The sequence below is a fragment of the Sphingomonas sp. SphC10 genome, from assembly GCF_057004845.1.
In genome coordinates this window covers 2,194,126-2,220,378 of record NZ_CM168044.1, presented here as the reverse complement: position 1 = coordinate 2,220,378, position 26,253 = coordinate 2,194,126, and the positions used below count along the sequence as shown (strand labels likewise).

Annotated in this window: 22 protein-coding genes; 15 read left to right on the top strand and 7 right to left on the bottom strand. The window is 66.0% G+C overall.

Going from position 1 to position 26,253, the window contains the following annotated elements:
• The first annotated feature begins 127 nt into the window (after window positions 1-127).
• The 3 genes from ACWKSV_RS10100 to lpdA all read left to right on the top strand — a co-directional run bounded on the left by ACWKSV_RS10100 (window position 128) and on the right by lpdA (window position 5,955).
• Window positions 128-3,106, top strand: coding sequence for a 2-oxoglutarate dehydrogenase E1 component (locus ACWKSV_RS10100; protein ID WP_076717373.1), 2,979 nt, complete (start codon window positions 128-130; stop codon window positions 3,104-3,106).
• Between the two features lie 112 nt (window positions 3,107-3,218).
• Complete coding sequence (gene odhB / locus ACWKSV_RS10095) at window positions 3,219-4,451, top strand: 2-oxoglutarate dehydrogenase complex dihydrolipoyllysine-residue succinyltransferase (RefSeq protein ID WP_076718382.1); 1,233 nt, start codon at window positions 3,219-3,221, stop codon at window positions 4,449-4,451.
• Between the two features lie 109 nt (window positions 4,452-4,560).
• The gene (lpdA, locus tag ACWKSV_RS10090) at window positions 4,561-5,955 is read left to right on the top strand and encodes a dihydrolipoyl dehydrogenase (protein WP_076717372.1); all 1,395 of its coding nucleotides are present in this window, start codon (window positions 4,561-4,563) and stop codon (window positions 5,953-5,955) included.
• A 153-nt stretch (window positions 5,956-6,108) separates the two neighbouring features.
• On the opposite strand, the gene ACWKSV_RS10085 is transcribed toward lpdA, so the two are convergent.
• Both ACWKSV_RS10085 and pyk read right to left on the bottom strand, forming a co-directional pair.
• A complete protein-coding gene (locus ACWKSV_RS10085; RefSeq protein ID WP_076717370.1) occupies window positions 6,109-6,669 on the bottom strand; it encodes a GNAT family N-acetyltransferase in 561 nt (186 codons plus the stop codon).
• 96 nt (window positions 6,670-6,765) lie between these two features.
• The gene (gene pyk / locus ACWKSV_RS10080; protein WP_076717368.1) at window positions 6,766-8,235 is read right to left on the bottom strand and encodes a pyruvate kinase; all 1,470 of its coding nucleotides are present in this window, start codon (window positions 8,233-8,235) and stop codon (window positions 6,766-6,768) included.
• Between the two features lie 72 nt (window positions 8,236-8,307).
• Here pyk and ACWKSV_RS10075 point away from each other — a divergent pair, with 72 nt between their 5' ends.
• Window positions 8,308-8,610 carry a DUF1244 domain-containing protein gene (locus ACWKSV_RS10075; RefSeq protein ID WP_056437009.1) on the top strand — a complete coding sequence of 101 codons (303 nt, stop codon included), beginning with the start codon at window positions 8,308-8,310 and terminating at the stop codon, window positions 8,608-8,610.
• A gap of 144 nt (window positions 8,611-8,754) precedes the next feature.
• Window positions 8,755-9,015 (top strand): DUF2312 domain-containing protein, encoded by a 261-nt coding sequence (locus ACWKSV_RS10070; RefSeq protein WP_037570224.1) that lies wholly within the window; start codon window positions 8,755-8,757, stop codon window positions 9,013-9,015.
• Between the two features lie 192 nt (window positions 9,016-9,207).
• On the opposite strand, the gene ACWKSV_RS10065 is transcribed toward ACWKSV_RS10070, so the two are convergent.
• Window positions 9,208-10,671: a helicase HerA domain-containing protein gene (locus ACWKSV_RS10065; RefSeq protein ID WP_076717366.1), complete on the bottom strand. Its 1,464-nt coding sequence runs from the start codon at window positions 10,669-10,671 to the stop codon at window positions 9,208-9,210.
• A gap of 69 nt (window positions 10,672-10,740) precedes the next feature.
• Here ACWKSV_RS10065 and ACWKSV_RS10060 point away from each other — a divergent pair, with 69 nt between their 5' ends.
• The 5 genes from ACWKSV_RS10060 to ruvA all read left to right on the top strand — a co-directional run bounded on the left by ACWKSV_RS10060 (window position 10,741) and on the right by ruvA (window position 14,993).
• Window positions 10,741-11,280: a DUF1003 domain-containing protein gene (locus ACWKSV_RS10060; protein WP_056437015.1), complete on the top strand. Its 540-nt coding sequence runs from the start codon at window positions 10,741-10,743 to the stop codon at window positions 11,278-11,280.
• Window positions 11,281-11,307: 27 nt separating this feature from the next.
• Window positions 11,308-12,051 carry a YebC/PmpR family DNA-binding transcriptional regulator gene (locus ACWKSV_RS10055; protein WP_056437018.1) on the top strand — a complete coding sequence of 248 codons (744 nt, stop codon included), beginning with the start codon at window positions 11,308-11,310 and terminating at the stop codon, window positions 12,049-12,051.
• A gap of 104 nt (window positions 12,052-12,155) precedes the next feature.
• Window positions 12,156-12,674: a crossover junction endodeoxyribonuclease RuvC gene (ruvC, locus tag ACWKSV_RS10050; RefSeq protein ID WP_056437021.1), complete on the top strand. Its 519-nt coding sequence runs from the start codon at window positions 12,156-12,158 to the stop codon at window positions 12,672-12,674.
• A gap of 145 nt (window positions 12,675-12,819) precedes the next feature.
• Entirely contained in the window at window positions 12,820-14,397 is a 1,578-nt protein-coding gene (locus ACWKSV_RS10045; protein ID WP_076717364.1) for a hypothetical protein, read from the top strand.
• Entirely contained in the window at window positions 14,394-14,993 is a 600-nt protein-coding gene (gene ruvA, locus ACWKSV_RS10040) for a Holliday junction branch migration protein RuvA (RefSeq protein ID WP_056437027.1), read from the top strand. The genes ACWKSV_RS10045 and ruvA overlap by 4 nt, the downstream gene beginning before the upstream one ends.
• Window positions 14,994-15,117: 124 nt before the next feature.
• Here ruvA and ACWKSV_RS10035 read toward each other — a convergent pair whose 3' ends face one another.
• On the bottom strand, window positions 15,118-16,011 hold the full coding sequence (locus tag ACWKSV_RS10035; RefSeq protein WP_076717363.1) for a 2-hydroxyacid dehydrogenase: 894 nt from the start codon (window positions 16,009-16,011) through the stop codon (window positions 15,118-15,120).
• Between the two features lie 154 nt (window positions 16,012-16,165).
• Here ACWKSV_RS10035 and ruvB point away from each other — a divergent pair, with 154 nt between their 5' ends.
• The 4 genes from ruvB to ACWKSV_RS10015 all read left to right on the top strand — a co-directional run bounded on the left by ruvB (window position 16,166) and on the right by ACWKSV_RS10015 (window position 20,932).
• Window positions 16,166-17,191, top strand: coding sequence for a Holliday junction branch migration DNA helicase RuvB (gene ruvB / locus ACWKSV_RS10030; protein ID WP_056437034.1), 1,026 nt, complete (start codon window positions 16,166-16,168; stop codon window positions 17,189-17,191).
• 525 nt (window positions 17,192-17,716) lie between these two features.
• Window positions 17,717-18,931 (top strand): toxic anion resistance protein, encoded by a 1,215-nt coding sequence (locus tag ACWKSV_RS10025; RefSeq protein ID WP_076717361.1) that lies wholly within the window; start codon window positions 17,717-17,719, stop codon window positions 18,929-18,931.
• A gap of 4 nt (window positions 18,932-18,935) precedes the next feature.
• Entirely contained in the window at window positions 18,936-19,670 is a 735-nt protein-coding gene (locus tag ACWKSV_RS10020; protein ID WP_237243433.1) for a hypothetical protein, read from the top strand.
• Entirely contained in the window at window positions 19,670-20,932 is a 1,263-nt protein-coding gene (locus ACWKSV_RS10015) for a Maf family protein (protein ID WP_076717359.1), read from the top strand. The genes ACWKSV_RS10020 and ACWKSV_RS10015 overlap by 1 nt, the downstream gene beginning before the upstream one ends.
• Window positions 20,933-21,479: 547 nt before the next feature.
• Here the strand turns inward: ACWKSV_RS10015 and ACWKSV_RS10010 are convergent.
• Window positions 21,480-22,007 (bottom strand): hypothetical protein, encoded by a 528-nt coding sequence (locus ACWKSV_RS10010; protein ID WP_076717357.1) that lies wholly within the window; start codon window positions 22,005-22,007, stop codon window positions 21,480-21,482.
• 137 nt (window positions 22,008-22,144) lie between these two features.
• Here ACWKSV_RS10010 and ACWKSV_RS10005 point away from each other — a divergent pair, with 137 nt between their 5' ends.
• Window positions 22,145-22,516, top strand: a complete 372-nt coding sequence (locus ACWKSV_RS10005; RefSeq protein ID WP_056437049.1) for a PRC-barrel domain-containing protein — start codon at window positions 22,145-22,147, stop codon at window positions 22,514-22,516.
• Window positions 22,517-22,704: 188 nt separating this feature from the next.
• Here the strand turns inward: ACWKSV_RS10005 and uvrB are convergent, their stop codons facing one another.
• Together uvrB and ACWKSV_RS09995 are read right to left on the bottom strand one after the other, a co-directional pair.
• Window positions 22,705-24,897: an excinuclease ABC subunit UvrB gene (uvrB, locus tag ACWKSV_RS10000; RefSeq protein ID WP_056437052.1), complete on the bottom strand. Its 2,193-nt coding sequence runs from the start codon at window positions 24,895-24,897 to the stop codon at window positions 22,705-22,707.
• 169 nt (window positions 24,898-25,066) lie between these two features.
• Complete coding sequence (locus ACWKSV_RS09995; protein WP_076717355.1) at window positions 25,067-26,233, bottom strand: MBL fold metallo-hydrolase; 1,167 nt, start codon at window positions 26,231-26,233, stop codon at window positions 25,067-25,069.
• Window positions 26,234-26,253: the final 20 nt, after the last annotated feature.

Below are 26,253 nucleotides of genomic sequence, written 5' to 3'. Positions count from 1 at the left end.
GTATCGCGTCACCCCGGCACAACCGCCGGGGTCCGTGGCGGCAGGCGGGCCGCTCGCGGCTGCGGACCCCAGGCGGATGTGCCGGGGTGGCGATCATGAAGAAGACGGGCGGTCGAGGAAGCGTCTCATGGGCTACGAAGGCCAGGAATTCAGCGACATCGCGGCGGGCGTCAGCCCCGCCTTCATCGAAACGCTCTACGCCAAGTATCAGGCCGACCAGTCGTCGGTCGATGCGGGCTGGCGGACCTTCTTCGAGGGTCTGGAGCAGGGCGTGGGCGCCCCGAGCTGGCAGAACAAGCGCTGGCCGCTGACCTCGACCGACGATCTGACGGCGGGTCTCGACCCGACCCAGATGGAACCGGCCCCCAAGCCTGCCAAGGGTGGCAAGCCCGCTCCGGCAGCCGCCACAGCGGCCCCCTCGACCGCCGACATCGTCAAGGCGGCGGGCGACGCGATCCGCGCCCAGCTGCTGATCCGCACCTATCGCGTGCGCGGCCACCTTGCGGCGAACCTCGACCCGCTGGGCCTGTCAGGCCTGCGCGAGTTGCCGGAAGATCTGAAGACCGAATATCACGGCTTCACCGACGCCGATATCGATCGCAAGGTTTACCTCGGCGGCACGATGGGCTTCGAATGGGCGACCGTTCGCGAGCTGGTCGACACGCTGCGCAAGAATTACTGCGGCAATATCGGCCTTGAATATATGCACATCGCGGATGTGGAGGAGCGCCGCTTCCTCCAAGACCGGATGGAAGGTCAGGATAAGGCGATCGACTTCACTGTCGATGGCAAGAGGGCGATCCTGAACAAGGTCATCGAGGCCGAGCAATGGGAAAAGTTCCTCGGCAAGAAATATGTCGGCACCAAGCGCTTCGGCCTGGACGGCGGCGAGTCGATGATCCCCGCGCTCGAGTCGGTCATCAAATATGGTGGCCAGATGGGCGTGCGCGAGATCGTGTTCGGCATGGCGCATCGCGGCCGCCTGAACGTGCTGGCCAATGTGATGGCCAAGCCGCTGCGCGTGATCTTCCACGAATTCGCCGGTGGTTCGGCCAACCCCGATGATATTGGCGGTTCGGGCGACGTGAAGTATCACCTCGGCACCTCGACCGACCGCGAGTTCGACGGCCACAAGGTCCATATGTCGCTGGTCGCCAATCCCTCGCACCTCGAGGCGGTGAACCCGGTCGTGCTGGGCAAGACCCGCGCGATCCAGACGATCGCCGACGACCTGACCGATCACTCGGCGTCGGTGCCGGTGCTCATCCACGGCGACGCCGCCTTTGCGGGCCAGGGCATCGTCTGGGAGTGCCTCGGCTTCTCCGGCATCCGTGGCTACAACACCGGCGGCTGCGTCCACTTCATCATCAACAACCAGGTGGGCTTCACCACCTCGCCGCAGTTCGCGCGCTCCTCGCCCTATCCGTCGGACGTGGCCAAGGGCGTCCAGGCGCCGGTCTTCCACGTCAATGGCGACGATCCCGAGGCGGTGACCTTCGCCACCAAGATGGCGATCGAGTTCCGCCAGAAGTTCCACCGCGACATCGTGATCGACATGTGGTGCTATCGCCGCTTCGGTCACAACGAAGGTGACGAGCCGGGCTTCACCCAGCCGCTGATGTACAACAAGATTCGCTCGCACCCCGGTGTCGCCGAGACCTATGCGAAGCGTCTTGTCGCCGAGGGTGTGGTCGATCAGGCCTGGGTCGACGAGAACATCAAGCAGTACACCACGCGCTGCGAAGGCGAGTTCGAGGCGGGCCAGAGCTACAAGCCCAACAAGGCCGACTGGTTCGCCGGTCGCTGGTCGGGCCTGTCGGCGCCGAAGGAGACCGATCAGGGTCGCCGCAACGTGGAGACCGGTCTCGACAAGAAGCTGTTCGACGCGATCGGCCGCACGCTGACCACGATCCCCGAGGGGCTTCTGGTCCACAAGACGCTGAACCGCGTGCTCGACGCCAAGCGCCAGATGTTCGCCACCGGCGAGAATTTCGACTGGGCGACCGGCGAGGCCTTGGCCTTCGGTTCGCTGCTGTCGGAAGGTTACGGCGTCCGCCTGTCGGGCCAGGATTCGGGTCGCGGCACCTTCTCGCAGCGTCACGCGGTCTGGGTCGACCAGACCGACGAGCATAAGTATGTGCCGCTGAAGACCGTCGAGCATGGCAGCTTCGAAGTGCTGGACAGCCCGCTGTCCGAATATGGCGTGCTCGGCTTCGAGTATGGCTATGCACTGGCCGACCCGAAGACGCTGGTCATGTGGGAGGCGCAGTTCGGCGACTTCGTCAACGGCGCGCAGATCATGATCGACCAGTTCATCACGTCGGGCGAGTCCAAGTGGCTGCGTGCCAACGGCCTGGTGATGCTGCTGCCGCACGGCTATGAAGGGCAGGGTCCGGAGCACTCGTCGGCCCGTCCCGAGCGCTTCCTCCAGTCCTGCGCCAACGATAATATCCAGGTTGCGAACTGCACCACCCCGGCCAACTATTTCCACCTGTTGCGCCGCCAGATGCACCGCAATTTCCGCAAGCCCCTGATCGTGATGACGCCCAAGTCGCTGCTGCGTCACAAGCTGGCGGTGTCGAAGGCCGAGGACTTCCAGGGCGAGAGCCACTTCCGTCGCCTGCTGTCGGACACTAATGGTGCCGCCGACGAGGCCACGACGCGGCTGGTCCTGTGCACCGGCAAGGTCGCCTATGACCTGATCGAGGCACGCGACGCAGCAGGCGACACCACGACCCAGATCGTGCGCGTCGAGCAGCTCTATCCGTTCCCGAGCGACGCGCTCGCCAAGCGGATCGCGCGCATGCCGAACCTGCAGGACGTGGTCTGGGCGCAGGAAGAGCCGAAGAACAACGGTTACTGGTTCTTCGTCGAGCCGCTGATCGAGGAGTCGCTGGCGGCTGCCGGTGCGAGCGTGAAGCGGGCGCGTTATGCGGGTCGTGCGGCGGCGGCTTCGCCCGCCACCGGCCTGATGAAGCGCCACACCGCCGAGCAGGGCGCGCTGGTCGCCGATGCGCTGGGCCATAATGTCCGCGAGGAAATCCGCCGGACGCGCGCCGAGGGCAGCAACACCACCGCCAAGCCGACCACGGCGGCTGTGGACTGACTTACCGAGTTCCCCGGTTCGTGACCGAGCCGGGGAGGGATGAAATCTGGCGCGGGCGTTTTGCCCGCCCGCGTAAGAGCCCCGGTCGATGGACCGGGCGGAGGAAATGGAAATGGCGACTGAAGTTCTGGTCCCGGTACTGGGCGAATCGATCTCCGAGGCGACGCTGGGCGAATGGCTGAAGCAGCCGGGTGACGCGGTGGCGGTCGACGAGCCGATCGCGAGCCTGGAGACCGACAAGGTCTCGGTCGAAGTGCCCTCGCCGGTGGCGGGTGTCATGGGCGAGCATGCCGTGAAGGTCGGCGACACGGTGCAGGTCGGCGCGCTGCTGGCGACCGTCGAAGCCGGTGGCTCGGCCCCGGCCAAGACCGAAGCGACGACCCCCGCCGTGACCGCAGCCCCGGCGGCTGCTCCGGCTCCTGCCGCAGCCCCGGCCGCCGCTGACGAGTCGAGCGACTCGCCCGCCGCGCTGTCGCCGTCGGTGCGTCGTGCGGTGCTCGAGCACGGCCTCGACCCCGCGACGATCAAGGGCACCGGTAAGGACGGCCGCATTACCAAGGAAGATGTCGCCGCCGCCGCCGCCAACAAGTCGAGCGCACCGGCTCCGGCCGCCGCTGCTCCGGCCGCTGTCCCCGCCGGTTCGGCGCGCAAGGAAGAGCGCGTGAAGATGACGCGCCTGCGTCAGACGATCGCCAAGCGCCTGAAGGAAGCGCAGAACACCGCCGCGATGCTGACGACGTTCAACGACGTCGACATGACCGCCGTGATCGAGGCGCGTGCCAAGTATAAGGACCTGTTCGAAAAGAAGCACGGCGTCCGCCTGGGCTTCATGGGCTTCTTCGTGAAGGCCGCGACCATGGCGCTGAAGGACATTCCGTCGGTCAACGCTTCGATCGAGGGCGATGAGATCGTCTATCACGATTATGCCGACATCTCGGTCGCCGTCTCGGCCCCGAACGGCCTGGTCGTGCCGGTCATCCGCGATGCGCAGGACCTGACGGTCGCGGGCATCGAGAAGACGATCGGCGACTTCGGCAAGCGCGCCAAGGACGGCACGCTCAAGATGGACGAGATGAAGGGCGGTACCTTCACCATCTCGAACGGCGGCGTGTTCGGCTCGCTGATGTCGACCCCGATCATCAACCCGCCCCAGTCGGCGGTGCTGGGCCTCCACCGTATCGAGGAGCGTCCGGTCGTCGTCGACGGCCAGATCGTCATCCGCCCGATGATGTACCTGGCGCTGTCCTATGACCACCGCATCATCGACGGTCGCGAGGCAGTGACCTTCCTCGTCGCGCTGAAGAACGCGATCCAGGATCCGACCCGCATCCTGATCGACCTCTGATCGCTTTGTGATCTATACGGGCCCTCGAACGGTCGAGGGTCCGTCCTTGCTGTGACAGGCGGGTGCGCCCGCAGGCTGGACCCCGAGAGCCGGGGAACGGGAGAGACAAATGGCTGAGTATGACTATGACGTCCTGGTGATCGGCGCCGGCCCCGGCGGCTATGTCGCGGCTATCCGCGCGGCGCAGCTGGGCCTGAAGACCGCATGCGCCGAAGCGCGCGAGACGCTGGGCGGCACCTGCCTCAATGTCGGCTGCATCCCGTCCAAGGCGCTGCTCCACGCGTCCGAGCTGTTCGAGGAAGCATCGCACGGTGCCCTCGCCAAGTTCGGTGTCGAGATCGAGGGCGCCAAGCTCAACCTCGACCAGATGCACGCCGAAAAGGCCAAGGCGGTCGGCGAGCTGACCGGCGGCATCGAATATCTGTTTAAGAAGAACAAGGTCACCTGGCTGAAGGGCAAGGCCGCGTTCCAGGATTCGAGCACGGTCAAGGTCGGCGACCAGACCGTCACCGCGCGCGACATCGTGATCGCGACCGGCTCGGTCGTCACCCCGTTGCCGGGCGTCGCAATCGACCAGAAGGTCGTGGTCGACTCGACCGGCGCGCTGGCGCTGCCCAAGGTGCCGGAACATCTGGTCGTCATCGGCGGCGGCGTGATCGGGCTGGAGCTGGGCTCGGTCTGGCGTCGTCTGGGGGCCAAGGTCACGGTGGTCGAATATCTCGACCAAATCCTGCCCGGCTTCGATGGCGAGGTCCGCAAGGAATCGGCCAAGCTGTTCAAGAAGCAGGGCATGGAGCTGAAGACCTCGACCAAGGTGACCGGCGTCACCGTCGAGGGCGACCGCGCGACCGTGTCGGTCGAACCGGCGGCTGGCGGTGCGGCGGAAACGCTGTCGGCCGACGCCGTGCTGGTCGCGATCGGCCGCAAGCCCAACACCGACGGGCTGAACCTGGAAGCCGCCGGCGTGAAGCTGAACGGCCGTGGCCAGGTCGAGATCGACCATGACTTCGCGACCAATGTCGACGGCGTCTGGGCGATCGGCGACGTGGCACCGGGCCTGATGCTCGCGCACAAGGCCGAGGACGAAGGCGTCGCGGTGGCCGAGAATATCGCGGGCCAGACCGGCATCGTGAACCACGACGTCATCCCCAGCGTCGTCTACACCATGCCCGAGATCGCCGGTGTCGGCCTGTCGGAAGAAGCCGCCAAGGAGCGTGGCGAGGTCAAGGTCGGCAAGTTCCCGTTCATGGCGAACAGCCGCGCCAAGACCAACCGCGACACCGACGGCTTTGTGAAGGTCATCGCCGACGCCAAGACCGACCGCGTGCTGGGCGTGTGGATCATCTCGTCGCTCGCGGGCACGATGATCGCCCAGGCCGCGCAGGCGATGGAGTTCGGCGCGACGTCGGAAGACATCGCCTATACCTGCCACGCCCACCCGACCCATGCCGAGGCGCTCAAGGAAGCCGCCATGGCGGTACAGGGCAAGCCGATCCACATCTGATCGGCTGTCGCCGGCCGAACGAAGGGGGCGGGCATCGCGAGGTGCTCGCCCCTTTTGTCATGGGCCTTTCGAATTCCTCCCCTGCAAGGGGAGGGGGACCATGCGCAGCATGGTGGAGGGGTGTCGCGCTATCGATAGCGCGACACCCCTCCGTCAGGCCTTCGGCCTGCCACCTCCCCTTGCAGGGGAGGAAAAGGGCTTCAGGCTCATCCGCACGGACGGAACTTCGCCGCCGACGGCGACGCAGGGGCGCATGACGCGACCGGCCTCGACAAAACCGAGCTTGGCAAGCACCCGGCCCGACGCGGGATTGTCCTCGAAATAGCCGGAGGTCAGGCGAGCAAGCCCAACATGCTCGAATCCAAAATCCACGACCACCCGCGCTGCTTCGGTCGCTATTCCCCGCCCCCAATGGGCCGGGGACAGCCAATAGCCCAGCTCCGCCGTCTCCTCCTCCGGGGTCACGCCGACCGCGCCGATCAGCCGGTCCTCGCCCCGCAGCGTGATCGCCCATACCCATTCGGCGGGCACGACCCGCTCCAGAAAGAAGCGCACATCATCCGGCCCATAAGGGTGCGGCACGCGGGCTAGACGGCGTGCGACGTCCCAGTCCCCGACGATGGAAACGATCGCCTCCCCATCACGCTCGGCCGGACGCCGCAGTGACAGGCGGGGGGTGGCAAGGTCGGGGCGGCTATCGAGATGGGGGATCATGATCTCGCCTACTGAAAGTTCATGGCATCGGCGCAGCACACAAAAAAGGCGGCCAACGCTTTCGCGCCGCCGCCCCTCCTGTTCTGGACGAGACGCTTACGCCTCGCTGCGGTCCCCGTAATTGGCCAGTTCGTCGCCCATGATGCGGGTGACGTGCAGCACGTTGGTCGACCCCGGCGTGCGGAACGGGACGCCCGCCATCAGCACGACCTGGTTGCCCGCCTCGGCGATGCCGTGGCGCAGCGCCATGCGCTTGGACTTGGCGACCATTTCCTCGAAGGATTCGACGTCGCGGGTGTGGACTGCGTGGGCGCCCCAGAGCAGGCCCAGACGACGGGCCGTCTCCAGCTGCGGCGTCAGCACCAGCAGCGGCACCGAGGGACGCTCGCGCGCGATGCGGCGCGCGGTCGAGCCGCTGGTGGTGAAGCAGATGATCGCCTTGGCCGACACGGTGTCGGTGATCCGGGCCGCCGCCTCGGCCAGTGCGTCGGCGGTGGTCGGATCGGGGGTCATCGCGGTGAAGTGGACGCGGTCGCCATGGCCGGGGTCGTTTTCCACCGACACGCCGATCGCGTTCATCATCGCGACCGACTCGACCGGCCAGGACCCTGCCGCCGACTCGGCCGACAGCATGATCGCGTCGGCGCCGTCATAGATGGCGGTCGCCACGTCCGACACTTCGGCGCGGGTGGGCGAGGGGCTCTGGATCATCGATTCGAGCATCTGCGTCGCCACGACCACCGGGCGGCCCATGCGGCGCGACACCTCGACGATGCGCTTCTGGAGCGGCGGGACGGCCTGGGGCGGCAGTTCGACGCCCAGGTCGCCGCGCGCGACCATCACGCCGTCGCACTGCTCGACAATCTCCTCCAGGCGGTCGATCGCCTGCGGCTTCTCGATCTTGGCGAGGAGCGCGGCGCGTCCCTTGATCAGGCCGCGCGCCTCCATCAGGTCCTCGGGGCGCTGCACGAAGGACAAGGCGATCCAGTCCACGCCCTGCTCGACCGCAAAGGCCAGGTCCGAACGATCCTTCTCGGTCAGCGCGGCCATGGGCAGCACGACGTCGGGGACGTTCAGCCCCTTGTTGTTCGACAGCGCACCGCCGACCTCGACCAGCGTGGTGATCTTGTCCGCGTCATGGAAGGCGACGCGCAGCACCAGCTTGCCGTCGTCGAGCAGCAGGCGCGCACCCGGCTCGATCGCGGCGAAGATTTCCTTGTGCGGCAGCTCGACACGGGTCGCGTCGCCCGGCGTCGGATCGCGATCGAGGATGAAGGTGCTGCCGGTCTCCAGCATGACCTTGCCCTCGGCGAACTTGCCGACGCGCAGCTTCGGGCCCTGAAGATCGGCCAGGATGGTGGTCGGGCGGCCGAACCGCTCCTCCAGGCCACGGATCGCCTGGATCAGGGGGATCTTCGACTGCTGATCGCCATGGCTCATATTGATTCGGAAGGCGTCGGCGCCAGCCTGAAACAGGGTGGCGATCGTCTCGGGATCGCTGCTGGCCGGGCCGAGCGTGGCGAGGACGCGGACTTTGCGCGAACGAGGTGGGAGGGCCTTGGTCATGTTCACATCCTGCTTCTTTGCGGCCAGTGTCCTAAAGCCTAATGCGTTACGATCAACCTAGGAGCGACGAATATGAGCGATACGCTGGATGCGTTGAATGCAATCGATGACGCGGCGGCTGCGGCGGCGTTTCGTCGGCTGGTGATGCATTTGCGCCACCGTACCGATGCGCAGAATGTCGACCTGATGGGGCTGGCGGGCTTTTGCCGCAACTGCCTGTCCGACTGGGTGGGCGAGGCCGCCGGGGTGGACAAGGCGACCGCGCGGGCCGCGATCTACGGCATGCCCTATGACCAGTGGAAGGCCGAGCATCAGGCCGAGGCGACGCCGGAGCAGCTGGCACGCATGGCCGAGAGTGTGAAGAAGAACCGTTAACCCCCGCTTGAGCGACGGCGCGGAAGCGCCTAGACCGCCCCCGATCCCGACATCCGCGCCGGACCGACCTTGCCCATGGGCGGGGCCCGTGTCGTGGCGGCGGATTCCTGGGAGCGGACAGGATTTCAAGAAGGTTAGAAGACCATGGCGGACGAGAATTTCGACAGCAGCGGCAATGTGACGGCCGACGAACTGCGCCTGCTGATCGAGCGGGCCGAGCGGCTGGAAGAAGAAAAGAAGGGCATTTCGGACGACATCAAGGATGTCTTCGCCGAAGCCAAGGCGCGCGGCTATGATCCGAAGGCGATCAAGAAGATCATGGCGATCCGCAAGAAGAAGCGCGAAGAATATCAGGAAGAGGAAGCCATCCTCGAAGTGTATATGAAGGCGCTGGGCATGATCTGATCCCGGTTTCGGGTTTGGATATGCGAAGGGCGGCGGGGCTGGTGGCTCCGTCGCCCTTTTTGTTTGTGGCGGGCGGTGGGGCGTAGCCTTCGACTTCGCTCAGGCTGAACGGAGCGTGGGAGGTTGGCCTGGCAAAATATTCAGCCTTAACTTCCGTTCCGCCTGAGCGACGTCGAAGGCCAAGGGAAACCCTCACCCCATCTCCGCCGCCTGGGTCGTCCACCCCAACCGGGGAATCGTGATCGACCGCTTGCCCGTCAAATCCGTCCGGCACACGAACAAATCCCGGCTCTCGATATAGGCGATCAGCCGCTTCACCCGGCCTAGCGAACTGGTGCCATAGGTCTCGGCGATCTTGGTATCCGGCGGGCAGGGCAGGCCCTCCCGCGCCGCGCGCGCGACCAGCAGGAACGCCCCCAGCATGTCGTCGGGCAGCATCGCGGCCAGCGCCAGCGCCTCCTGCCAGTCGGGATCGTTGACGTCGAAAATCCCCGCCCGCGCGCAGGACAGACGACGGGCAAAGCCGTTCAGGTCGAGCGGCGGCCGGGCCAGCCCTGCCATGCGGCAGCGCACCTGGAAATCCTGGAACAGGACAGAGGCGGGGCGGAAGGTCGATTCGGGGTCCTCGACGATGGCGCGCAGCACTTGTTCGTAGATCGCCTCGACCTCGACCTCGTCCATCTCGGGCGCGGGCGGCGCGGCGGTGGTCGGCAGCGGCGGGCGGCCGAGATCGGCCATCAGCTCCTCGGCGGGCACCCGGCGCGGGCGCGGGTCGAAGGTCATCGGCAGGGTCGGCGCCTCCTCGACCGGGGCGAAGAGCAGTTCCTGCAAGTCGGGCGGCGGCGCGTCGGGCAGGGGGGTCAGCTTGGGACTGCCCGAACGGGCCGAGGTCTCGACCGCGCCGATCTTCACCGTGATCGGTCGCCGCGAAACGGCGGGGCCGAGCGCCAGGAAGGTGCCGCGCGCCAGATCGCGGATCGAGTCGGCCTGCCGCCGCTCCATGCCGAGCAGATCGGCGGCGCGCGCCATGTCGATGTCGAGGAAGGTGCGGCCCATCAGGAAGTTGGACGCCTCCGCCGCGACGTTCTTGGCGAGCTTGGCGAGTCGCTGGGTCGCGATCACTCCCGCCAGCCCGCGCTTACGCCCGCGACACATCAGGTTGGTCATGGCGGACAGGGATGCGCGACGAACCTCCTCGGTCACTTCGCCGCCGGTGGTGGGGGCAAAGAGCTGCGCCTCGTCGACGACGACGAGTGCGGGATACCAATGCTCACGCGGCGCATCGAACAGGGCGTTCAGGAAGGTCGCGGCGCAGCGCATCTGGCCTTCGATCTCCAGCCCTTCCAGACTGAGGACCACCGAGGCGCGGTGTTCGCGAATCCGCGAGGCGAAGCGCCCGACCTCGCGCTCGGCATAGTCGCCCGCCTCGATCACGACATGGCCATAAGCCTTGGACAGGGTGACGAAATCACCCTCGGGATCGATGACCACCTGTTGCACCTGACCCGCCGACTTTTCCAGCAGGCGGCGCAGCAGATGCGACTTTCCCGACCCCGAATTGCCCTGCACCAGCAGGCGGGTCGCCAGCAGTTCCTCAAGATCGATCGGCACCGACGAGCCGCGCTCATCGGTTCCCATATCCACGCGTACCGTCATGACTGGCGTTTGGCCGATCAACGCCCCAAGGAGCAAGGCATTTGATTCCTTACGAGGAGCGCCAAGCCCATGGCCCTGTCGACCGCTGCCGAAATCGCCCGCCGCACGCTGGGCAAGCCTGCGCACGAACTGGACGAGGAGGAAGCTCAGGTCATCGCCGACATCGAGTCGGGCCAGCTCAGCGCACGCGATGCCGCCGATGTCGCGGACGAAACCTCGACCTGGGGCGAGAAGCTGGCGGACCGGGTGGCGGCGGTCGGGGGAAGCTGGGGCTTCATCATCGCCTTCTCGGTGATCCTGCTGGGGTGGATGCTGCTCAACTCGGACGTGCTCAGCCATTTCGGCATGGCGTTCGATCCGTACCCGTATATCTTCCTGAACCTGATGCTCTCGACGCTGGCGGCGATCCAGGCGCCGGTCATCATGATGAGTCAGAACCGGCAATCGGCGAAGGACCGGCTGGCCGCCAGCCTCGACTATCGCACCAATTTGCGGGCCGAGATCGACATATTGCGGCTGCACCACAAGCTGGACAACGCCGTCACCGAACGGCTCGATACGCTGGAGGCGAAGATCGACGGGTTGGCAAAGGCCCTTGGGCAGTCGTAAAGAGCCCGATCATCTCAAGAGGCACCGATGGCAGGCCACAGCAAATTCAAGAACATCATGCACCGCAAGGGCGCGCAGGATAAGAAGCGCTCGGCAGCATTTTCCAAGCTTTCCCGCGAAATCACCGTGGCGGCGAAGATGGGCACGCCCGACCCGGACATGAACCCGCGTCTGCGCGCCGCCGTCAACGCGGCCAAGGCGGCCTCGATGCCCAAGGACAATATCGCGCGCGCGATCGACAAGGCCTCGCGCGGCGACGGGGAGAATTACGAAGAGGTCCGCTATGAGGGCTTCGGCCCCGGCGGCGTCAGCCTGATCATCGAGGCGCTGACCGACAATCGCAACCGCACCGCGACGAACGTGCGCACCGCGGTGTCGAAGAATGGCGGCAATCTGGGCGCTGGCGGCTCGGTCAGCCACGGCTTCGACCGGATGGGCCTGATCAACTATCCCGCCAGCGCTGGTGACGCCGAGAAGGTGTTCGAGGCCGCGCTGGAAGCCGGTGCCGAGGACGTGACCTCGTCCGAGGACGGCCACGAGATCTGGACCGCGCAGGGCGATCTGCACGAAGTCGCCAAGGCGCTGGAGCCGGTGCTGGGCGAGGCCGAAGGCGCCAAGCTCGCCTGGCGTCCGCAGACCATGGTTTCGGTCGACGAAGCGGCGGCGGCGACATTGTTCAAGCTGATCGACACGCTGGACGACGACGACGACGTCCAGACCGTCTGGGGCAATTACGAAGTCTCCGACGAAGTGATGGAAAAGCTGGCCTGATCCCAAATCCTCCCCAAGATTGGCTTGGGGAGGGGGACCGCCGGGCGAAGCCCGGTGGCGGAGGGGCAAAGACGGCGTACACTGACCCCTCCGGAAAGCCCCAAATGACCCCACCCCCCGCCATCATCCTCGGGCTCGACCCAGGCCTCGGCACCACCGGCTGGGGGGTGATCGCGGTGGAGGGCAACCGGCTGCGCCACGTCGCCAACGGCCAGATCAAGACCGAGCCGTCGATGCCGCTCCCCCGGCGCCTCGCGAACCTGCACGCCGCGCTCTACGACGTGATCCGCCAGCAACAGCCCGACGGCGCGGCGGTGGAAGAGGTGCTGGGCAACAGCAATGCGCAGTCCACGCTGAAGCTGGGCCAAGCGCGTGGTATCGTCCTGCTGTCGGCGGCGCAGGCCGGGCTGATCGTCGGCGAATATCATCCCAGCATCGTCAAGAAGGCGACCGTCGGCACCGGCGGCGCGGACAAGAAACAGGTCCAGGCCATGGTCGGACATTTGCTGCCCGGCGTGAAGCTGACCGGCCCGGATGCGGCGGACGCGCTGGCGGTAGCGATCACCCACGCGCACCATCTGGCGAGCGCGCGGGCGATGCAGCGGCGTAGCGGCGGGGTCTGATCTGCGAGTGGGTCCGAAACGGACCGGATATGCCTGCGCCCCGCTTACGCTGACGATCTTCTCACGGCATCATCGATGACGCTCGCTCCTAAGGGGGCGGGCCTGTCGTGGCGTTGCGTTTGTCTGTTCGACGGGGAGCCAAGCCATGAAGCGCCGCCTATTCACCACATCCGCGATTCTTGCGTTCGTCACGATGCCCATGCCTGCCGAAGCGGTGATCATATCCGGGACCTCGGGAACCGCTGTACAGACCGAGCAAGACGATGGTGACGACGACCGGCCCTTCAATTGCAGCGGCGGCGACAAGGGAGGTCAAGGGCTTGACCAAATTCCGGACGGTCGCCGGCTGAGCGAAGTGATCGGGGTTCATGAATGCTGGCAGGCGAAGGTCGATAACAGGAGCTTCTACCACCTCAACGACCTTTACGGCCGCTGGGTTGTCGAACTGGTCGACGATGGCGGGTATGTTCGCGATTATAAGCGAGAGCGGCACAGCGCGTTCAGTCGCTTCTTCATGGGACGGTCGCGCGGGGTGGTCATGTCGGTACGCATCCGGATGCGCGACCCCGATATCGAGTTCAACGTGCCGTTGGTCGCGGTCGATTATAACGGGCGCGGTCGTCAGGGCGAGGCTTTCGTCACCACGCTGACCGGGTCGGATATGGCGCTTCCCGATGTCCGCTTGTCCGCTAATTCCAGCGTCACGATCGAGGCCACGGGGCGCATCGCCGACGAGGTGGACATCCAGCCGACCGGAATCGTCCTGTCGACGCTTCGCGATTCGCTTGCGATCGCCGCGCCGGGAGGTTCGCTGTTGACCGCCATCAATCGCGAACAGGTGCAGCGCGTGTCGTCGGCCTATGACGTCGCCCTTTCCCGCCTGCTTTCCACATCGATTACCGAGACCGTCTCGGCCGGGCGGTTGATGAGCGAATGGTATCCTGGCGCGTCGATCGCCGTCATCGTGTATCTCCCCGAAAAAATTCGTGCTTCACGCTGGGGAATAGCGACGTTTTCGGAGAATCAGACTGGCAGCAACCGCCGGATGGTGTTTCGGATCAGCATGACCTGCCCGCGCGTGTCGGTCTTCGACGTGATGAACGCCTGCCAGAAGGGTGGCGCGAGAAGTGAAACAATACCCGCCCCTGACAATCTGAAAGCGTTGATCTATCGGACGGACTTCAAGAAATTGCATGGCCGTCCGGGTTTCCAGAGCGATCAATATAAATATGCGGTCGATCAACTGGCTGAGCGCGTCAGTCCCAGTCAGGTTCTGAATTTCCGATTGGGCGTCGGCAAGAATGTGCGCCAGTATCTGAGCGAGCAGGAGTGGTTCCTGGCGCTGTCCAAGCAACTCATCCTCATCAAGGACGAGGATGTGCAACAGGCCGAAGGGACGTTCGAAAGCGACAAGAATGCGCCGCCCGCCAAATCCCAGGCGGACGACACGGTTCGCGCTGCCGATCAATTTTGCTCGGCGATTTTCGATCGGCTCTACGCGGCTGGCCTGTCGCGCCTGGACTCGCAGATCGGGCTATGGGCCGTAGCCACGGGTATCGGAGACCTCGCCACCTATCGCAGCCTGTTCCAGCAGGCGCCGGTCTGCCGTGACAATCTGCCCGGTCGCGCCTGGACCTATCTGCCCAATGCAGGGCCTTCCGGCGCGGGTGGCGCGCAAGACGGGATGACGACGACGGAGAGTTCTTCTAACGAAGGGGCATGATTGCGCATCTCAAGGGACGTTTGGACTCCACCGGCATCGACCATGCGGTGATCGATGTCGGCGGGGTCGGCTATCTGGTCGGCGCTTCGGCGCGCACCCTGTCGTCCATCGGGCCGGTGGGCGAGGCGGCGATGCTGCATACCGAGATGCTGGTGTCCGAGGACTCGATTCGGTTGGTCGGGTTCGCCAGCGCGGATGAGCGTGACTGGTTCCGGTTGCTGACGGGCGTGCAGGGGGTGGGTTCGCGCGTGGCGCTGGCGATCCTGTCCGCGCTGGAGCCCGCCGACCTGATGCGGGCGATCGCCAGCGGCGACAAGGCGATGGTTGCGCGGGCAAACGGCGTGGGGCCGAAGCTCGCCCAGCGGATCGTGATGGAATTGAAGGACAAGGTCGGCGGCATCGTGCTCGCGCCCGGTTCGGGCGGCGGGGTGGCCGCGTCGGCCGGGGCTGGCGCGGATGCGGTGTCGGCGCTGCTCAACCTGGGCTTCCGGCCCGCCGAGGCCAATGCGGCCGTGGCGGCGGCGGAAGAGGAGTTGGGGGCGGGGGCGTCGCTGGATGCGCTGGTGCGGTTGGCCTTGCGCAAGGCGGCGAAGTAGCGCGGGGCGGGGGGTGTCCCGTGGCCTTCGATTTCGCTCAGCCTGAACGGTTGTTGTAAATCCGACCCACCCCCAAACCCCGTTCAGCCTGAGCGAAGTCGAAGGCAAAGGCCAAGGGAAGCCATCACGCCAACAGCCCCGGCACCTCACGCCCCGCAAAATGCGCCTCCAGGTTCTCCACCACCATTGCCGCCATCGCCGCACGCCCCTCCCGCGTCGCGCTCCCCTGATGCGGGGCGAGGACGACATGGTTCATCCGGCGCAGCGCATAGGGCACGTCGGGTTCGTCGGCGAACACGTCCAGCCCCGCCCCCGCGATACGATGCGACTCCAATGCCGCGATCAGCGCATCCTCATCGACCAGGCTGCCGCGCGCGACATTGACCAGCACGCCGTCCGCCCCCAGCCGATCCAGCACACCGGCCTCGACCACCCGCCGGGTCTCGTCCCCGCCCGGCGCAGCGAGGAACAGCACGTCGCTTTCCGCCGCCAGCGTCGCCAGATCGGGCATGAAGCGCCAGGCCACCGGCTTCTCCGACCGCGCGGTGTAGAGGATCTCGCCACCGAACGGCTCCGCCCTCTTGGCAATCGCCTGTCCGATCCGGCCCAAGCCGAAAATCCCGATCCGCCGTCCGCTGGCGCGCCGACCCAGCGGCACGGTCCAGTTGCCCATCCGCATCGCCCGGTCGTTCGCCGCGATCCGCCGGTCGACGGCCAGCCACAAGGCGATTGCCTGATCGGCGACATCCTCGGTCAATATGTCGGCGGTGATCGCGATGCGGATACCACGCGCCGCGACCGCGTCATGATCGATCCCGTCATGGCCGACGCCGTGGATCGCGATGATTTCCAGTTCCGGCAGCCGGTCCAGCAGGGCGGCGTCGACCGTCATCTGCCCACCGCCGACGATCGCTCTGGTGGTCGGCGGCGGCGCATCGCGGTGCAGCGTGAAGCGTTCGGCGAGCAGCAGCTCCAGGGCGGGCGAAACGGCGGTAGCCAAAAAGAGATCGTGCGGCATGACCCTGATGTAGCGCGTTTCCGTCCGTGAGTCCGCTATCCGGGGTTAAGCCACCGCACGGGTGATTGTCCCGGCCGCGCATAGCCTGCTATGTTCGTGCAATGTTCGCGGAGCTTCTCGACAGCCATGCCCCCCAGCCGCTAGGGCTGACCTCGTGACCGACCAAGACCGCCTGTTATCCGCCAGCCGCCGTCCCGAGGATGTCGACGCCGCGCTACGTCCCAAAAGCCTGGACGAATTCGTCGGGCAGCAGGCGGCGCGCGACAATTTACGCGTCTTCATCCAGGCGGCGCGGGGGCGCGGCGATGCGCTGGACCATGTGCTGTTCTTCGGCCCGCCGGGTCTGGGCAAGACGACACTGGCGCAGATCATCGCGCGTGAGATGGGCGTGGGTTTCCGCGCGACCTCCGGCCCGGTGATCGCCAAGTCGGGCGACTTGGCCGCGCTGCTGACCAATTTGGAGGACGGCGACGTCCTGTTCATCGACGAAATCCACCGCCTGCAACCGGCGGTCGAGGAGGTCCTGTATCCCGCGATGGAGGACCGGGTCCTCGACCTGATGATCGGCGAGGGACCGTCGGCGCGTTCGGTGCGGATCGACCTGCCGCGCTTCACGCTGGTCGGTGCGACGACGCGCCAGGGATTGCTGACCACGCCCTTGCGTGATCGTTTCGGTATTCCGGTCCGCCTGCAATTCTACACGGTTGAGGAACTGACCCGCGTCGTCACCCGCGCCGCGCGGCTGCTCGACCTGCCCATCGCCGAGGACGGCGCGGTCGAGGTCGCGCGCCGCTCGCGCGGGACGCCGCGTATCGCCGGGCGGCTGCTGCGCCGGGTGCGCGACTTCGCCAGCGTGGCGGGGCATGAGATCGTCCACGCCGCCGCCGCCGACCAGGCGCTCAACCGATTGGAGGTCGACGCACTGGGCCTCGACGCGATGGACCGTCGTTATCTAACGATGATCGCCGACGTCTATCGCGGCGGGCCTGTCGGCGTCGAGACACTCGCCGCCGGCCTGTCCGAGCCGCGCGACACGATCGAGGAGGTGATCGAGCCGTTCCTGATCCAGCTCGGCCTGCTCGCCCGCACCGCGCGGGGGCGTATCCTCAATCCGGGCGGGTGGAAGCATCTGGGGCTGAACCCGCCGGTCGGATCGCAGGACGGACTGTTCGACGCCTGAGCGGGCGGAGGCTGTAAATCGCTGAGATTGCATCCCATCTCCGTTCAGCCTGAGCGAAGTCGAAGGCCAAGCGGAACCGGTAGCCAAAGCAACCCGGTGCATCACTCGCGCGGAACCAGTGGCCTTCGATTTCGCTCAGGCTAAACGGGGACGGGTATCGCGTCGAAAACGGACCCCCGCCGGTCGAACGACCGATAGGGGCCAGGTGGGTGTCTCTCTATGCTGCGTTCGGCCCGGCATCTCGTTCGGTGGCAATCACGACCGCGCAACCCTATGACTCATCATGCAAAAGCGCTGAGCTACGGGCTTTGGGGATGATCGAACCGTCCGGGGAGGCAAGGCCGAGCCGGGGTAACGAACCCCTTTGGCTTCGGTTGCGCGCGAAGGGCGATCAATTTCCAATCTATTCCTCCCCTTGTAGGGGAGGAATGACCGATAATGGCCTGATAGTATTACCCCGATAATACACTTGAACCCGGCGACCATCCCCTCCACACTATGCATGCGTATTTGGAGAGTTTGAGAATGGCCACGACCGCCGATACCGTGACCCAGGAAAAGGGGCTGACGCTGACGCCGCCCGATCCCGTGCCGACGGTGGCGCCCGCCCAGGCCGCCGGACTGGTGCCCGTCGACGACAAGACGCGCACCCAGCTGGAGCAGAAGGTCGACGGCTTCGTCGCCGAGCTGATCGCGCAGGACGTGAACAGCCCCGAATTCGGCCGCCGCGTCGATGCGATCACGGCGATGGGGCAGAAGGAAATTCGCGAGGCGGCCAGCCAGTCCAACCGCTTCCTCGATCGCCCGGTCAAGGCGATGGATGGCGAGACGGGTGTGGGCAAGGACCTGACCGAGCTGCGCCGCGTCGTCGAAAGCCTCGATCCCGGTCGCCAGGGCAATCTCTCCGCCCCGCGCAAGCTGCTCGGCATCCTGCCCTTCGGGAACAAGATGCGCGACTATTTCGACGGCTATCGCTCGTCGCAGACGCATATCGCGGCGATCCTGAAGAGCCTTTCCTCGGGCCGCGACGAACTGCTGATGGACAATGCCGCCATCGATACCGAGCGCGCGAATCTGTGGTCGGCGATGGGGCGGCTGGAGCAGATGATCCATCTGTCCAAGACGATGGACGCCAAGCTGGAAGATACGGCCAACGAGCTGGATCATACCGATCCCGCCAAGGCCAAGGCGATCCGTGAGACCGCGCTGTTCTATACCCGTCAGCGGACCCAGGACCTGCTGACCCAGATGGCGGTCACGGTGCAGGGCTATCTGGCGCTCGATCTGGTCAAGAAGAACAATGTCGAGCTGGTGAAGGGCGTCGACCGCGCCTCGACCACCACCGTCTCGGCGCTGCGTACCGCCGTCACCGTGGCGCAGGCGCTGGCCAATCAGAAGCTGGTGCTCGACCAGATCACCGCGCTCAACACCACCACCGCCAACATCATCGATTCGACCGGAAAGTTGCTGCGCAGCCAGACCGCGCAGATTCACGAGCAGGCGGCGGCCTCGACCATTCCGCTGGAGACGCTGCAACGCGCCTTCCAGAATATCTATGACACGATGGATGCGATCGACAGCTTCAAGCTGAAGGCGCTCGATTCGATGAAGACGACGGTCACGACGCTGGGCAACGAGGTCGAGAAGTCGAAGGGCTATATCGCCCGCGCCGAGGGCGCGCAGAATCCGCAGCTGACCGGCGGGTCGTCGGCGTCGTCGTTCAAGCTGGAGGCGCTGTAATCCCGTGACCACCCCCCGCTCGAACGAGGTCGATGCCCAGATCGAGCGTGCGCGCGAAGTGATGGCGCGCATCTCGCAGGATTATCGTGGGTCTGCGCAAGCGACGATCAAGCGCGCCCGGCGCAAGACGCGCTCGGCATTGCAGCGGCTGATCCTGATCGCCATCGCCAACGCGGTCATCCTGATCGCGGCAATGGTGACGGGCCTGATCCTGCCCGGCGGGATCGGCATTTTCGGCGCGCTGGCGGCGATGATGCTGATGCTGGCGGCGACGCTGGCCATCGCGCTCGCGCCCGCCCCGCGCGCGCCGACGCCCGCCAAGCTGGCGCAGGTCGATATCAAGGCGCTGCCCGCCCAGACCGAACGCTGGCTGGAGGCGCAGCGCCCGCTGCTGCCCGCGCCCGCCGTGCAGTTGGTCGACCGGATCGGGCGGCGGCTCGACACGCTCTCGCCGCAGTTGGCGGGTGTCGACAACGAGACGCCCGAGGCGATGGAGGTCCGCCGCCTGATCGGCGAGCAGCTCCCCGCCTTTCTGCGCGATTACGAACGCGTGCCCGAGCCGCTGCGCCGGGTCGAACGTAACGGACGGACGCCGGATGCGCAGTTGGTCGACGGCCTCAAGCTGATCGAGCAGGAAATCGGCGACATGACCCAGCGGCTGGCCCAGGCCGATCTTGACAGCCTGTCGACCCGCGGGCGATTTCTGGAAATGAAATATCGCGAGGAAAGGGCGGACTGATGCGGAGCGCGGCGGTGGTGGTGACGATGATGCTCTCCACCGCCGCGATGGCACAGGACGGGCCGAGCAAGGCGGACTGGGACGCGATCAACGTATCGCTGAAGCAGCTGAAGGACGGCCGCTATCTCGACGCGGCGGACATATTGCGGTCGCTGGCCTTTGACGCGGCAGGCAAGCCCAAGCCCGGTATCTTCTATAGCCAGTGGCGAGAGGCGCAGACGCGCATGACGGCCGAGCCCGCAGGTCCCGAGCCCCAACCGTCGGACGGACCCGAGGCCAAGGCGGCCGCCGAGCGTATGGTCGCCGCCACGCCGCGCGATGCGATCGCGGAGATCGTCGCGCGGGCGGCCAAGACTCGCGTGGTGATCCTCAACGAAAATCATGGCCTGCCGCGCGATCGCGCCTTTGCGCTGAAAGTTGCGCGGGCCTTGCGTCCGCTGGGCTATTCGCTGCTCGCGGCGGAAACCTTCTGGAACACGGACGATCAGGCGCCGATGGCTCGGTTGGCGAAGGATGGCTTTCCAGTCCACAGCTCGGGGCATTATACCCAGGACCCGGTGTTCGGTGACTTCGTCCGGCAGTCGCTAGCCATGGGCTATCGCCCCGTGGCCTATGAAGAGATGCAAAGCGGCGAAGGCCTGAGCCGCGCCGAGAGCATCGCCCGGCGCGAGGAGGCGCAGTCCAGCAGCCTGGCCAAGGTGCTGGCCGCCGATCCCAAGGCCAAGATGTTCGTCTATGTCGGCCACAGCCACGTCGCCGAGGAGCCGATCGACGGCTCCGGCAACGCCAAGCAAAGCTGGATGGCGGCTCTGCTGAAGGCCAAGACTGGCATCGACCCGCTGACCATCGACCAGGTCACGCTGGGGCAGAGCGCCAGCGGCTATAATGGCCTGTCGCGCCGGGTTTTGGCGGCCAAGGCATCCGGCCGCTCGGTCGTACTGTTCGACGGCGACCGTCCTATGACGGTCGGCCAATATGCCGGTGCGATCGATCTGCAGGTCTATCATCCGACCACGCGCATGGTGAAGGGCCGCCCCGACTGGCTGGCGGCGATGGGGCGCAAGTCGATGGCGATCCCGGCGGGCTTCGTGCCGCAAAAGGGCGAACGGCTGGTGCAGGCATTCATCGCGAGTGAAAGCGACGATGCGATCCCGGTCGATCAGGTGCTGGTCCAGGCGGGCAAGGACGTTCCCGTCCTGCTGGTGCCCGGCGACAAGCCCCTGCGGCTGGCGATGCAGGACCCGGCATCCACCACACCCTGACCCGGCTTTCTTCCCCGTGCAGGGGAGGGGGACCATGCGCAGCATGGTGGAGGGGGTAACCGATGGAGAGGGGGCGCCCCGTAGCGGCGGTGACACCCCTCCGTCAGGCCTATGGCCTACCACCTCCCCTTGCAGGGGAGGAACGGGTTTATGACCTCTGGCACTCGCGCCGAACAGCCTTATCCCCCAAATGAAAAGGGCTGCCGGGACGTCATCGCGACGGCCCCGGCAACCCCTAAACATGGTCAGCGGCCGGAGAGCTCCAGCCCGGGAGACCATGCGGGCCTCAAGACATCAGGCGCGACCGTTGATTGGGGGAAAATACCCCCCGAACCGCGCCTATCGATATCAGAGACCGGCCCCCCGAACGAACTGAACCGACCCCCTTGCTGAACCATGAGACATCGGATCACCTCCTTTCGCTAGTTAAAGCCAATGCGCCCTTTCAAAGTGCGCAACGCCAATGTGCGTAGGCGAACGCCAATAAACAAGACTTGTAATGCGATGATGTTTGGCCGAGCATCCTGCGCCCGCCAAATCGCGGGACTCAGCCCCGGCAATCCTCGATCACGCGTCCGATCTCCGCATAGGCGGGGATGACCAGCGGCACCTGGCCGCTCTGCTCGATGGTGAACCGGCCCCGGCTGAACGCCATCGCATCCAGCAGCGGATCGGCGACCGGCAGCGACAGCTCCGCGCCGCCCGCGACCGCATGGGCGGTCAGGCTGCGCGTCGTGCTGGAGGTGCGGATCGTGACCGCACCCGCGACCGAGGCGGGGCGGCCGAGGCGGATCTGGCGGGTGCGCGGATCGCAGGCCAGGGTCAGGCGCGTGACGCCGGCCGTGCCGAATATCGCGACCGATCCCTGCGCGGCGCGCTGATACCGCCAGTCGCCGGGCGTCAGCGGCCAGTCGCGCCAGTCACTCCCCAGCACCGGGCGCGGCGCGGGCGGGGCAGGGCGGGCGGCCTGACGCACCGGCGGCGCGGCCTCGGGGCGCGGGGCGGCGGGGATACAGCCCGACAGGGCGGCGGCCCCGATAATCGGGGCGAGGGAAGCAAGGGACAGGCGACGCATCGCATCCAGCCTATGCGGGAGGGGCCCCGGATGCTCAACCCCGTGCTGCGACGGGACGTGCCGATGCGGCGGGCATCGGAACCGAGATCGGAACCGGGTCCGGCTCCGGCGGTTCATCCGGCTAAACGGAGGTTAATATGGCCGAACACGACACGCCGACCCTGATCCTGGTTCAGTCCACCGTCTCGGGCACGCTGAAGCTCGAAAGCCGCGATGGCGATGCGATCGGCAGCGTCTATTCCTTCATGGTCCACAAGCGCTCGGGCCGCGCGACCCATGCCGTGCTGGCGCTGGGCGGGTTCCTGGGCATGGGCAAGAGCTTCTATCCCGTACCGTTCAGCCTGCTCCAGTTCGATCCGGTGGGCGATCAGTATGTCATTACGGTCGATCGCCGTTTGCTGGAGGGCGGGCCGAGCTGGTCGAACAATGCGCCGGTGTTCGATCAGGCTTATGCCGATCGGGTTGCGGGCTATTATGGGGTGGGGACGGAGAATTTGGATTTGGGTTGAGGTTTCGGGGGTGGTCTTTGGGGCGATGCCCTCCCCCATCCCCTCCCGCCTGCGGGAGGGGCGTGCCCGTTAAAGCGATAGGAAATCCTCAGACGTAGCGCTTTGACGCTCGCCAAGTCACGCACCCCTCCCGCAGGCGGGAGGGGATGGGGGAGGGCCACCGCCAAGCAGCCCGAACCCCCCGATAATCAATTCGCCTTCCGCCCGCTGGCGAATTTCTTGCTCTTACCGAACCGCGTCTTGCGCGTGCCCGGCTTGCCCTCGTTGGAGCGCCCCATGATCGGCGCCTTCTGCTCGTGTACCGGCAGGCCCAGTTCCTCATTCTCCAATTGGCGAATCTCATCCCGCAACCGGCCCGCTTCCTCGAATTCGAGGTCGGCCGCAGCCTTGCGCATCTTCTTCTCGAGTTCCTCGATATAGGCGCGCAGATTGTGGCCGACCATGTGCGGACGGTCTTCGTCGATGGGCACGGTGACCTGATCGCCCGACGCCACATGCGCGATGATGTCGCCGATCTGGCGGCGGATCGTCTGGGGCGTGATGCCGTGTTCGGTGTTGTACGCCATCTGCTTCTCGCGACGCCGCGAGGTTTCCAGCATGGCGCGTTCCATCGATCCGGTGATCCGGTCGGCGTACAGGATCACGCGGCCGTCGACATTGCGCGCCGCCCGCCCGATCGTCTGGATCAGCGAGGTTTCGGAGCGCAAAAACCCTTCCTTGTCGGCGTCGAGGATCGCGACCAGCCCGCATTCGGGAATGTCCAATCCCTCGCGCAGCAGGTTGATGCCGATCAGCACGTCATATACGCCTAGCCGCAGGTCGCGGATCAGTTCGATACGCTCCAGCGTCTCGACGTCGGAGTGCATGTAACGGACCTTGATCCCCGCCTCGTGCATATATTCGGTCAGGTCCTCCGCCATGCGCTTGGTCAGCGTGGTGACGAGGGTGCGGTAGCCAAGCTCGGTCGTCTTGCGTGCCTCGATGATCAGGTCTTGGACCTGCTCCTCGACCGGCTTGATTTCGACCGGCGGGTCGATCAGGCCTGTGGGGCGGATGACCTGTTCGACGAAGACGCCGCCGGTCTGCTCCATCTCCCAATTGCCGGGCGTGGCCGAGACGCTGACCGTCTGCGGGCGCATCGCGTCCCATTCGTTGAAGCGCAGCGGCCGGTTGTCGATCGCCGAGGGCAGGCGGAAGCCGTACTCGGCCAGCGTGATCTTGCGACGATGGTCGCCGCGCGACATGCCGTTGATCTGGCCGATGGTGACATGGCTCTCGTCGACGAACAGCACGGCGTTTTCGGGCAGATACTCGAAAAGCGTGGGCGGCGGCTCGCCGGGGAGACGGCCCGTCAGGAAGCGGCTGTAATTCTCGATGCCGTTGCAGCTGCCGGTGGCCGCGATCATCTCTAGGTCGAAATTGGTGCGCTGCTCCAGCCGCTGTCGCTCGAGCAGCTTGCCCTCGATCTCCAACTCCTTCAGCCGCTCGGTCAGCTCGAACTTGATCGCCTCGACCGCCTGTTTCATCGTCGGGCCAGGGGTCACATAGTGGCTGTTGGCGTAGATGCGCACCGAGTTGAGGCTGGCGACCTTCTTGCCGGTCAGCGGATCGAACTCGACGATCTCCTCGATCTCGTCGCCGAAGAAGGACACGCGCCAGGCGGAGTCCTCATAGTGCGACGGGAAAATTTCCAGATTGTCGCCGCGCACTCGGAAATTGCCGCGCATGAAGGCAGCGTCGTTGCGCTTGTACTGGAGCGCGACGAGCTTGCGGATGATCTCGCGCTGGTCGACGCTCTGGCCCTTTTTCAGGTCGAAGATCATCGCCGAATAGGTTTCGACCGAGCCGATACCATAAAGGCACGATACCGAGGCGACGATGATGACGTCGTCGCGCTCCAGCAGCGCGCGCGTCGCGGAGTGGCGCATCCGGTCGATCGACTCGTTGATCGAGCTTTCCTTCTCGATGTACGTGTCGGACCGGGGCACATAGGCCTCTGGCTGGTAATAGTCGTAATAGCTGACGAAATATTCGACCGCATTGTTGGGGAAGAAGTTCTTGAACTCCCCGTACAGCTGCGCCGCCAGGATCTTGTTGGGCGCGAGGATGAGCGCGGGCCGCTGCAATTCCTCGATAACCTTGGCCATGGTGAAGGTCTTGCCCGATCCGGTGACGCCCAGCAGCACCTGATCCTTGTCGCCCGCGCGGGCCGCCGCCGTCAGTTCCTGGATTGCGGCGGGCTGATCGCCGCTGGCGGTATATTCGGTGACGAGTTCGAAGCGCTTGCCGCCTTCCGCCTTTTCGGGACGCGACGGGCGGTGGGGGATGAAGCTGACCCCGGTTTCGGGCTCGTCTAGGGTGGTGCGGATCTGGATCGCCATGAAAGGGAATATGGGTCCAGTTGCGCTTTTGTTCCAGTGGTTGCGATGTTTGGGCGGCGAGGGCGGGGCGTGGGCTTCGACTTCGCTCAGCCTGAACGGGTTTTCGTATCCAGCCCCATTCCCGACTTCCGTTCAGCCTGAGCACAGTCGAAGGCCAAGGAGGCCCGCTTTATTGCAAAGCTCGAACCTCTGGCGTGTCGAGACAGGCCCGCATCATCACATCGCTGGTTCGTGCCACACCGCCATCCCGGAACGGACCGACCTCCACCGGCTGCCCCAGTCGAACCGGGGCAAACCGACCCCGCGCGCCCGAACACCGCATGGCGGCATCCAGCAGCTTGGGCGGCGTGTCATAGCCCTCATAGGACAGGCGGAACGTGCCCCAATGGATGGGGATCGCTGTCGCCGCGCCCAGCCGCTCGAAGATCTGCACCGCTTGCGGTGGGCCGACATGGCTGCCCGACGCCATCTGCCCGGGCGCGAAGCGGAACGCCCCGATCGGCAGCAGCGCGAGGCGCACCGGGCCGAGTTTCGCCGCCTCCTCGGGCCAGCGCCCGTCGCCCATGCCGGTATCGCCCGCAAAGAAGATATTGCCGCCGGGCAGCTTTACCACAAAGCTGGACCATAGCGCCCGGTTGCGGTCGGCGAACCAGCGGCTGCCCCAGTGATGGTTGCGCGTGACGGCGACCGAGACGCCCGGTCGGATGATCCTTTCCCGGCCCCAGTCGAGCGCGGTGGCGGGCACGCCGACCTGGCCGATCACGCTGTCATTGCCCAGGCTGGTGACGACCAGCGGCCGATCGCGCTGCCAGAGCTTGCGCAGCGTTTCTTGGTCCAGATGGTCGTAATGATTGTGGCTGATCAGGATCAGGTCGATCCGGGGCAAACCGTCCAGCGCCACGCCCGGCCGCGCCACCCGCCTCGGGCCGAAGCCGAAGGGGCCTGCGCGCTCGGCATAGACGGGGTCGGTCAGGATGTTCAGCCCCTGGGTCTGGACCAGTACGGTCGCATGACCGATCCAGGTCGCGACCATGCGCTGCCCCGCGACACGCGCCTCGGGGCGGGAGGGCTGGACCGCCACCGTCTCGGGCCAGGCGGGGCGGCCGTCATCGCCGGTCAGCTGGCGCCACAGGAAACCGCCACGTCCGCCGCGTGTCGGCATCTGCATGGTGTCGGCATCGCCATCGGGATTGAAGAAACGCTCGCCGTCATAATGGCCGGTCTCCGGCCCTTCATAATAGAGCCGGTCGAGATAGTGCGGCACGATCGTCGCGGCCAGGCCGATGAGGATCAGGATCAGCGCCAGCCCCTTGGCGATCGGACGGACGATGGTCATGAGCAAGCCCGGTTCGAAAA

What these genes read in the sequence shown, in the direction of transcription:
- ACWKSV_RS10100 (WP_076717373.1), top strand. Translation starts at nt 128, where the DNA reads ATGGGCTACGAAGGCCAGGAATTCAGCGACATCGCGGCGGGCGTCAGC.
- odhB (WP_076718382.1), top strand. Translation starts at nt 3,219, where the DNA reads ATGGCGACTGAAGTTCTGGTCCCGGTACTGGGCGAATCGATCTCCGAG.
- lpdA (WP_076717372.1), top strand. Translation starts at nt 4,561, where the DNA reads ATGGCTGAGTATGACTATGACGTCCTGGTGATCGGCGCCGGCCCCGGC.
- ACWKSV_RS10085 (WP_076717370.1), bottom strand. Translation starts at nt 6,669, where the DNA reads ATGATCCCCCATCTCGATAGCCGCCCCGACCTTGCCACCCCCCGCCTG.
- pyk (WP_076717368.1), bottom strand. Translation starts at nt 8,235, where the DNA reads ATGACCAAGGCCCTCCCACCTCGTTCGCGCAAAGTCCGCGTCCTCGCC.
- ACWKSV_RS10075 (WP_056437009.1), top strand. Translation starts at nt 8,308, where the DNA reads ATGAGCGATACGCTGGATGCGTTGAATGCAATCGATGACGCGGCGGCT.
- ACWKSV_RS10070 (WP_037570224.1), top strand. Translation starts at nt 8,755, where the DNA reads ATGGCGGACGAGAATTTCGACAGCAGCGGCAATGTGACGGCCGACGAA.
- ACWKSV_RS10065 (WP_076717366.1), bottom strand. Translation starts at nt 10,671, where the DNA reads ATGACGGTACGCGTGGATATGGGAACCGATGAGCGCGGCTCGTCGGTG.
- ACWKSV_RS10060 (WP_056437015.1), top strand. Translation starts at nt 10,741, where the DNA reads ATGGCCCTGTCGACCGCTGCCGAAATCGCCCGCCGCACGCTGGGCAAG.
- ACWKSV_RS10055 (WP_056437018.1), top strand. Translation starts at nt 11,308, where the DNA reads ATGGCAGGCCACAGCAAATTCAAGAACATCATGCACCGCAAGGGCGCG.
- ruvC (WP_056437021.1), top strand. Translation starts at nt 12,156, where the DNA reads ATGACCCCACCCCCCGCCATCATCCTCGGGCTCGACCCAGGCCTCGGC.
- ACWKSV_RS10045 (WP_076717364.1), top strand. Translation starts at nt 12,820, where the DNA reads ATGAAGCGCCGCCTATTCACCACATCCGCGATTCTTGCGTTCGTCACG.
- ruvA (WP_056437027.1), top strand. Translation starts at nt 14,394, where the DNA reads ATGATTGCGCATCTCAAGGGACGTTTGGACTCCACCGGCATCGACCAT.
- ACWKSV_RS10035 (WP_076717363.1), bottom strand. Translation starts at nt 16,011, where the DNA reads ATGCCGCACGATCTCTTTTTGGCTACCGCCGTTTCGCCCGCCCTGGAG.
- ACWKSV_RS10025 (WP_076717361.1), top strand. Translation starts at nt 17,717, where the DNA reads ATGGCCACGACCGCCGATACCGTGACCCAGGAAAAGGGGCTGACGCTG.
- ACWKSV_RS10015 (WP_076717359.1), top strand. Translation starts at nt 19,670, where the DNA reads ATGCGGAGCGCGGCGGTGGTGGTGACGATGATGCTCTCCACCGCCGCG.
- ACWKSV_RS10010 (WP_076717357.1), bottom strand. Translation starts at nt 22,007, where the DNA reads ATGCGTCGCCTGTCCCTTGCTTCCCTCGCCCCGATTATCGGGGCCGCC.
- ACWKSV_RS10005 (WP_056437049.1), top strand. Translation starts at nt 22,145, where the DNA reads ATGGCCGAACACGACACGCCGACCCTGATCCTGGTTCAGTCCACCGTC.
- uvrB (WP_056437052.1), bottom strand. Translation starts at nt 24,897, where the DNA reads ATGGCGATCCAGATCCGCACCACCCTAGACGAGCCCGAAACCGGGGTC.
- ACWKSV_RS09995 (WP_076717355.1), bottom strand. Translation starts at nt 26,233, where the DNA reads ATGACCATCGTCCGTCCGATCGCCAAGGGGCTGGCGCTGATCCTGATC.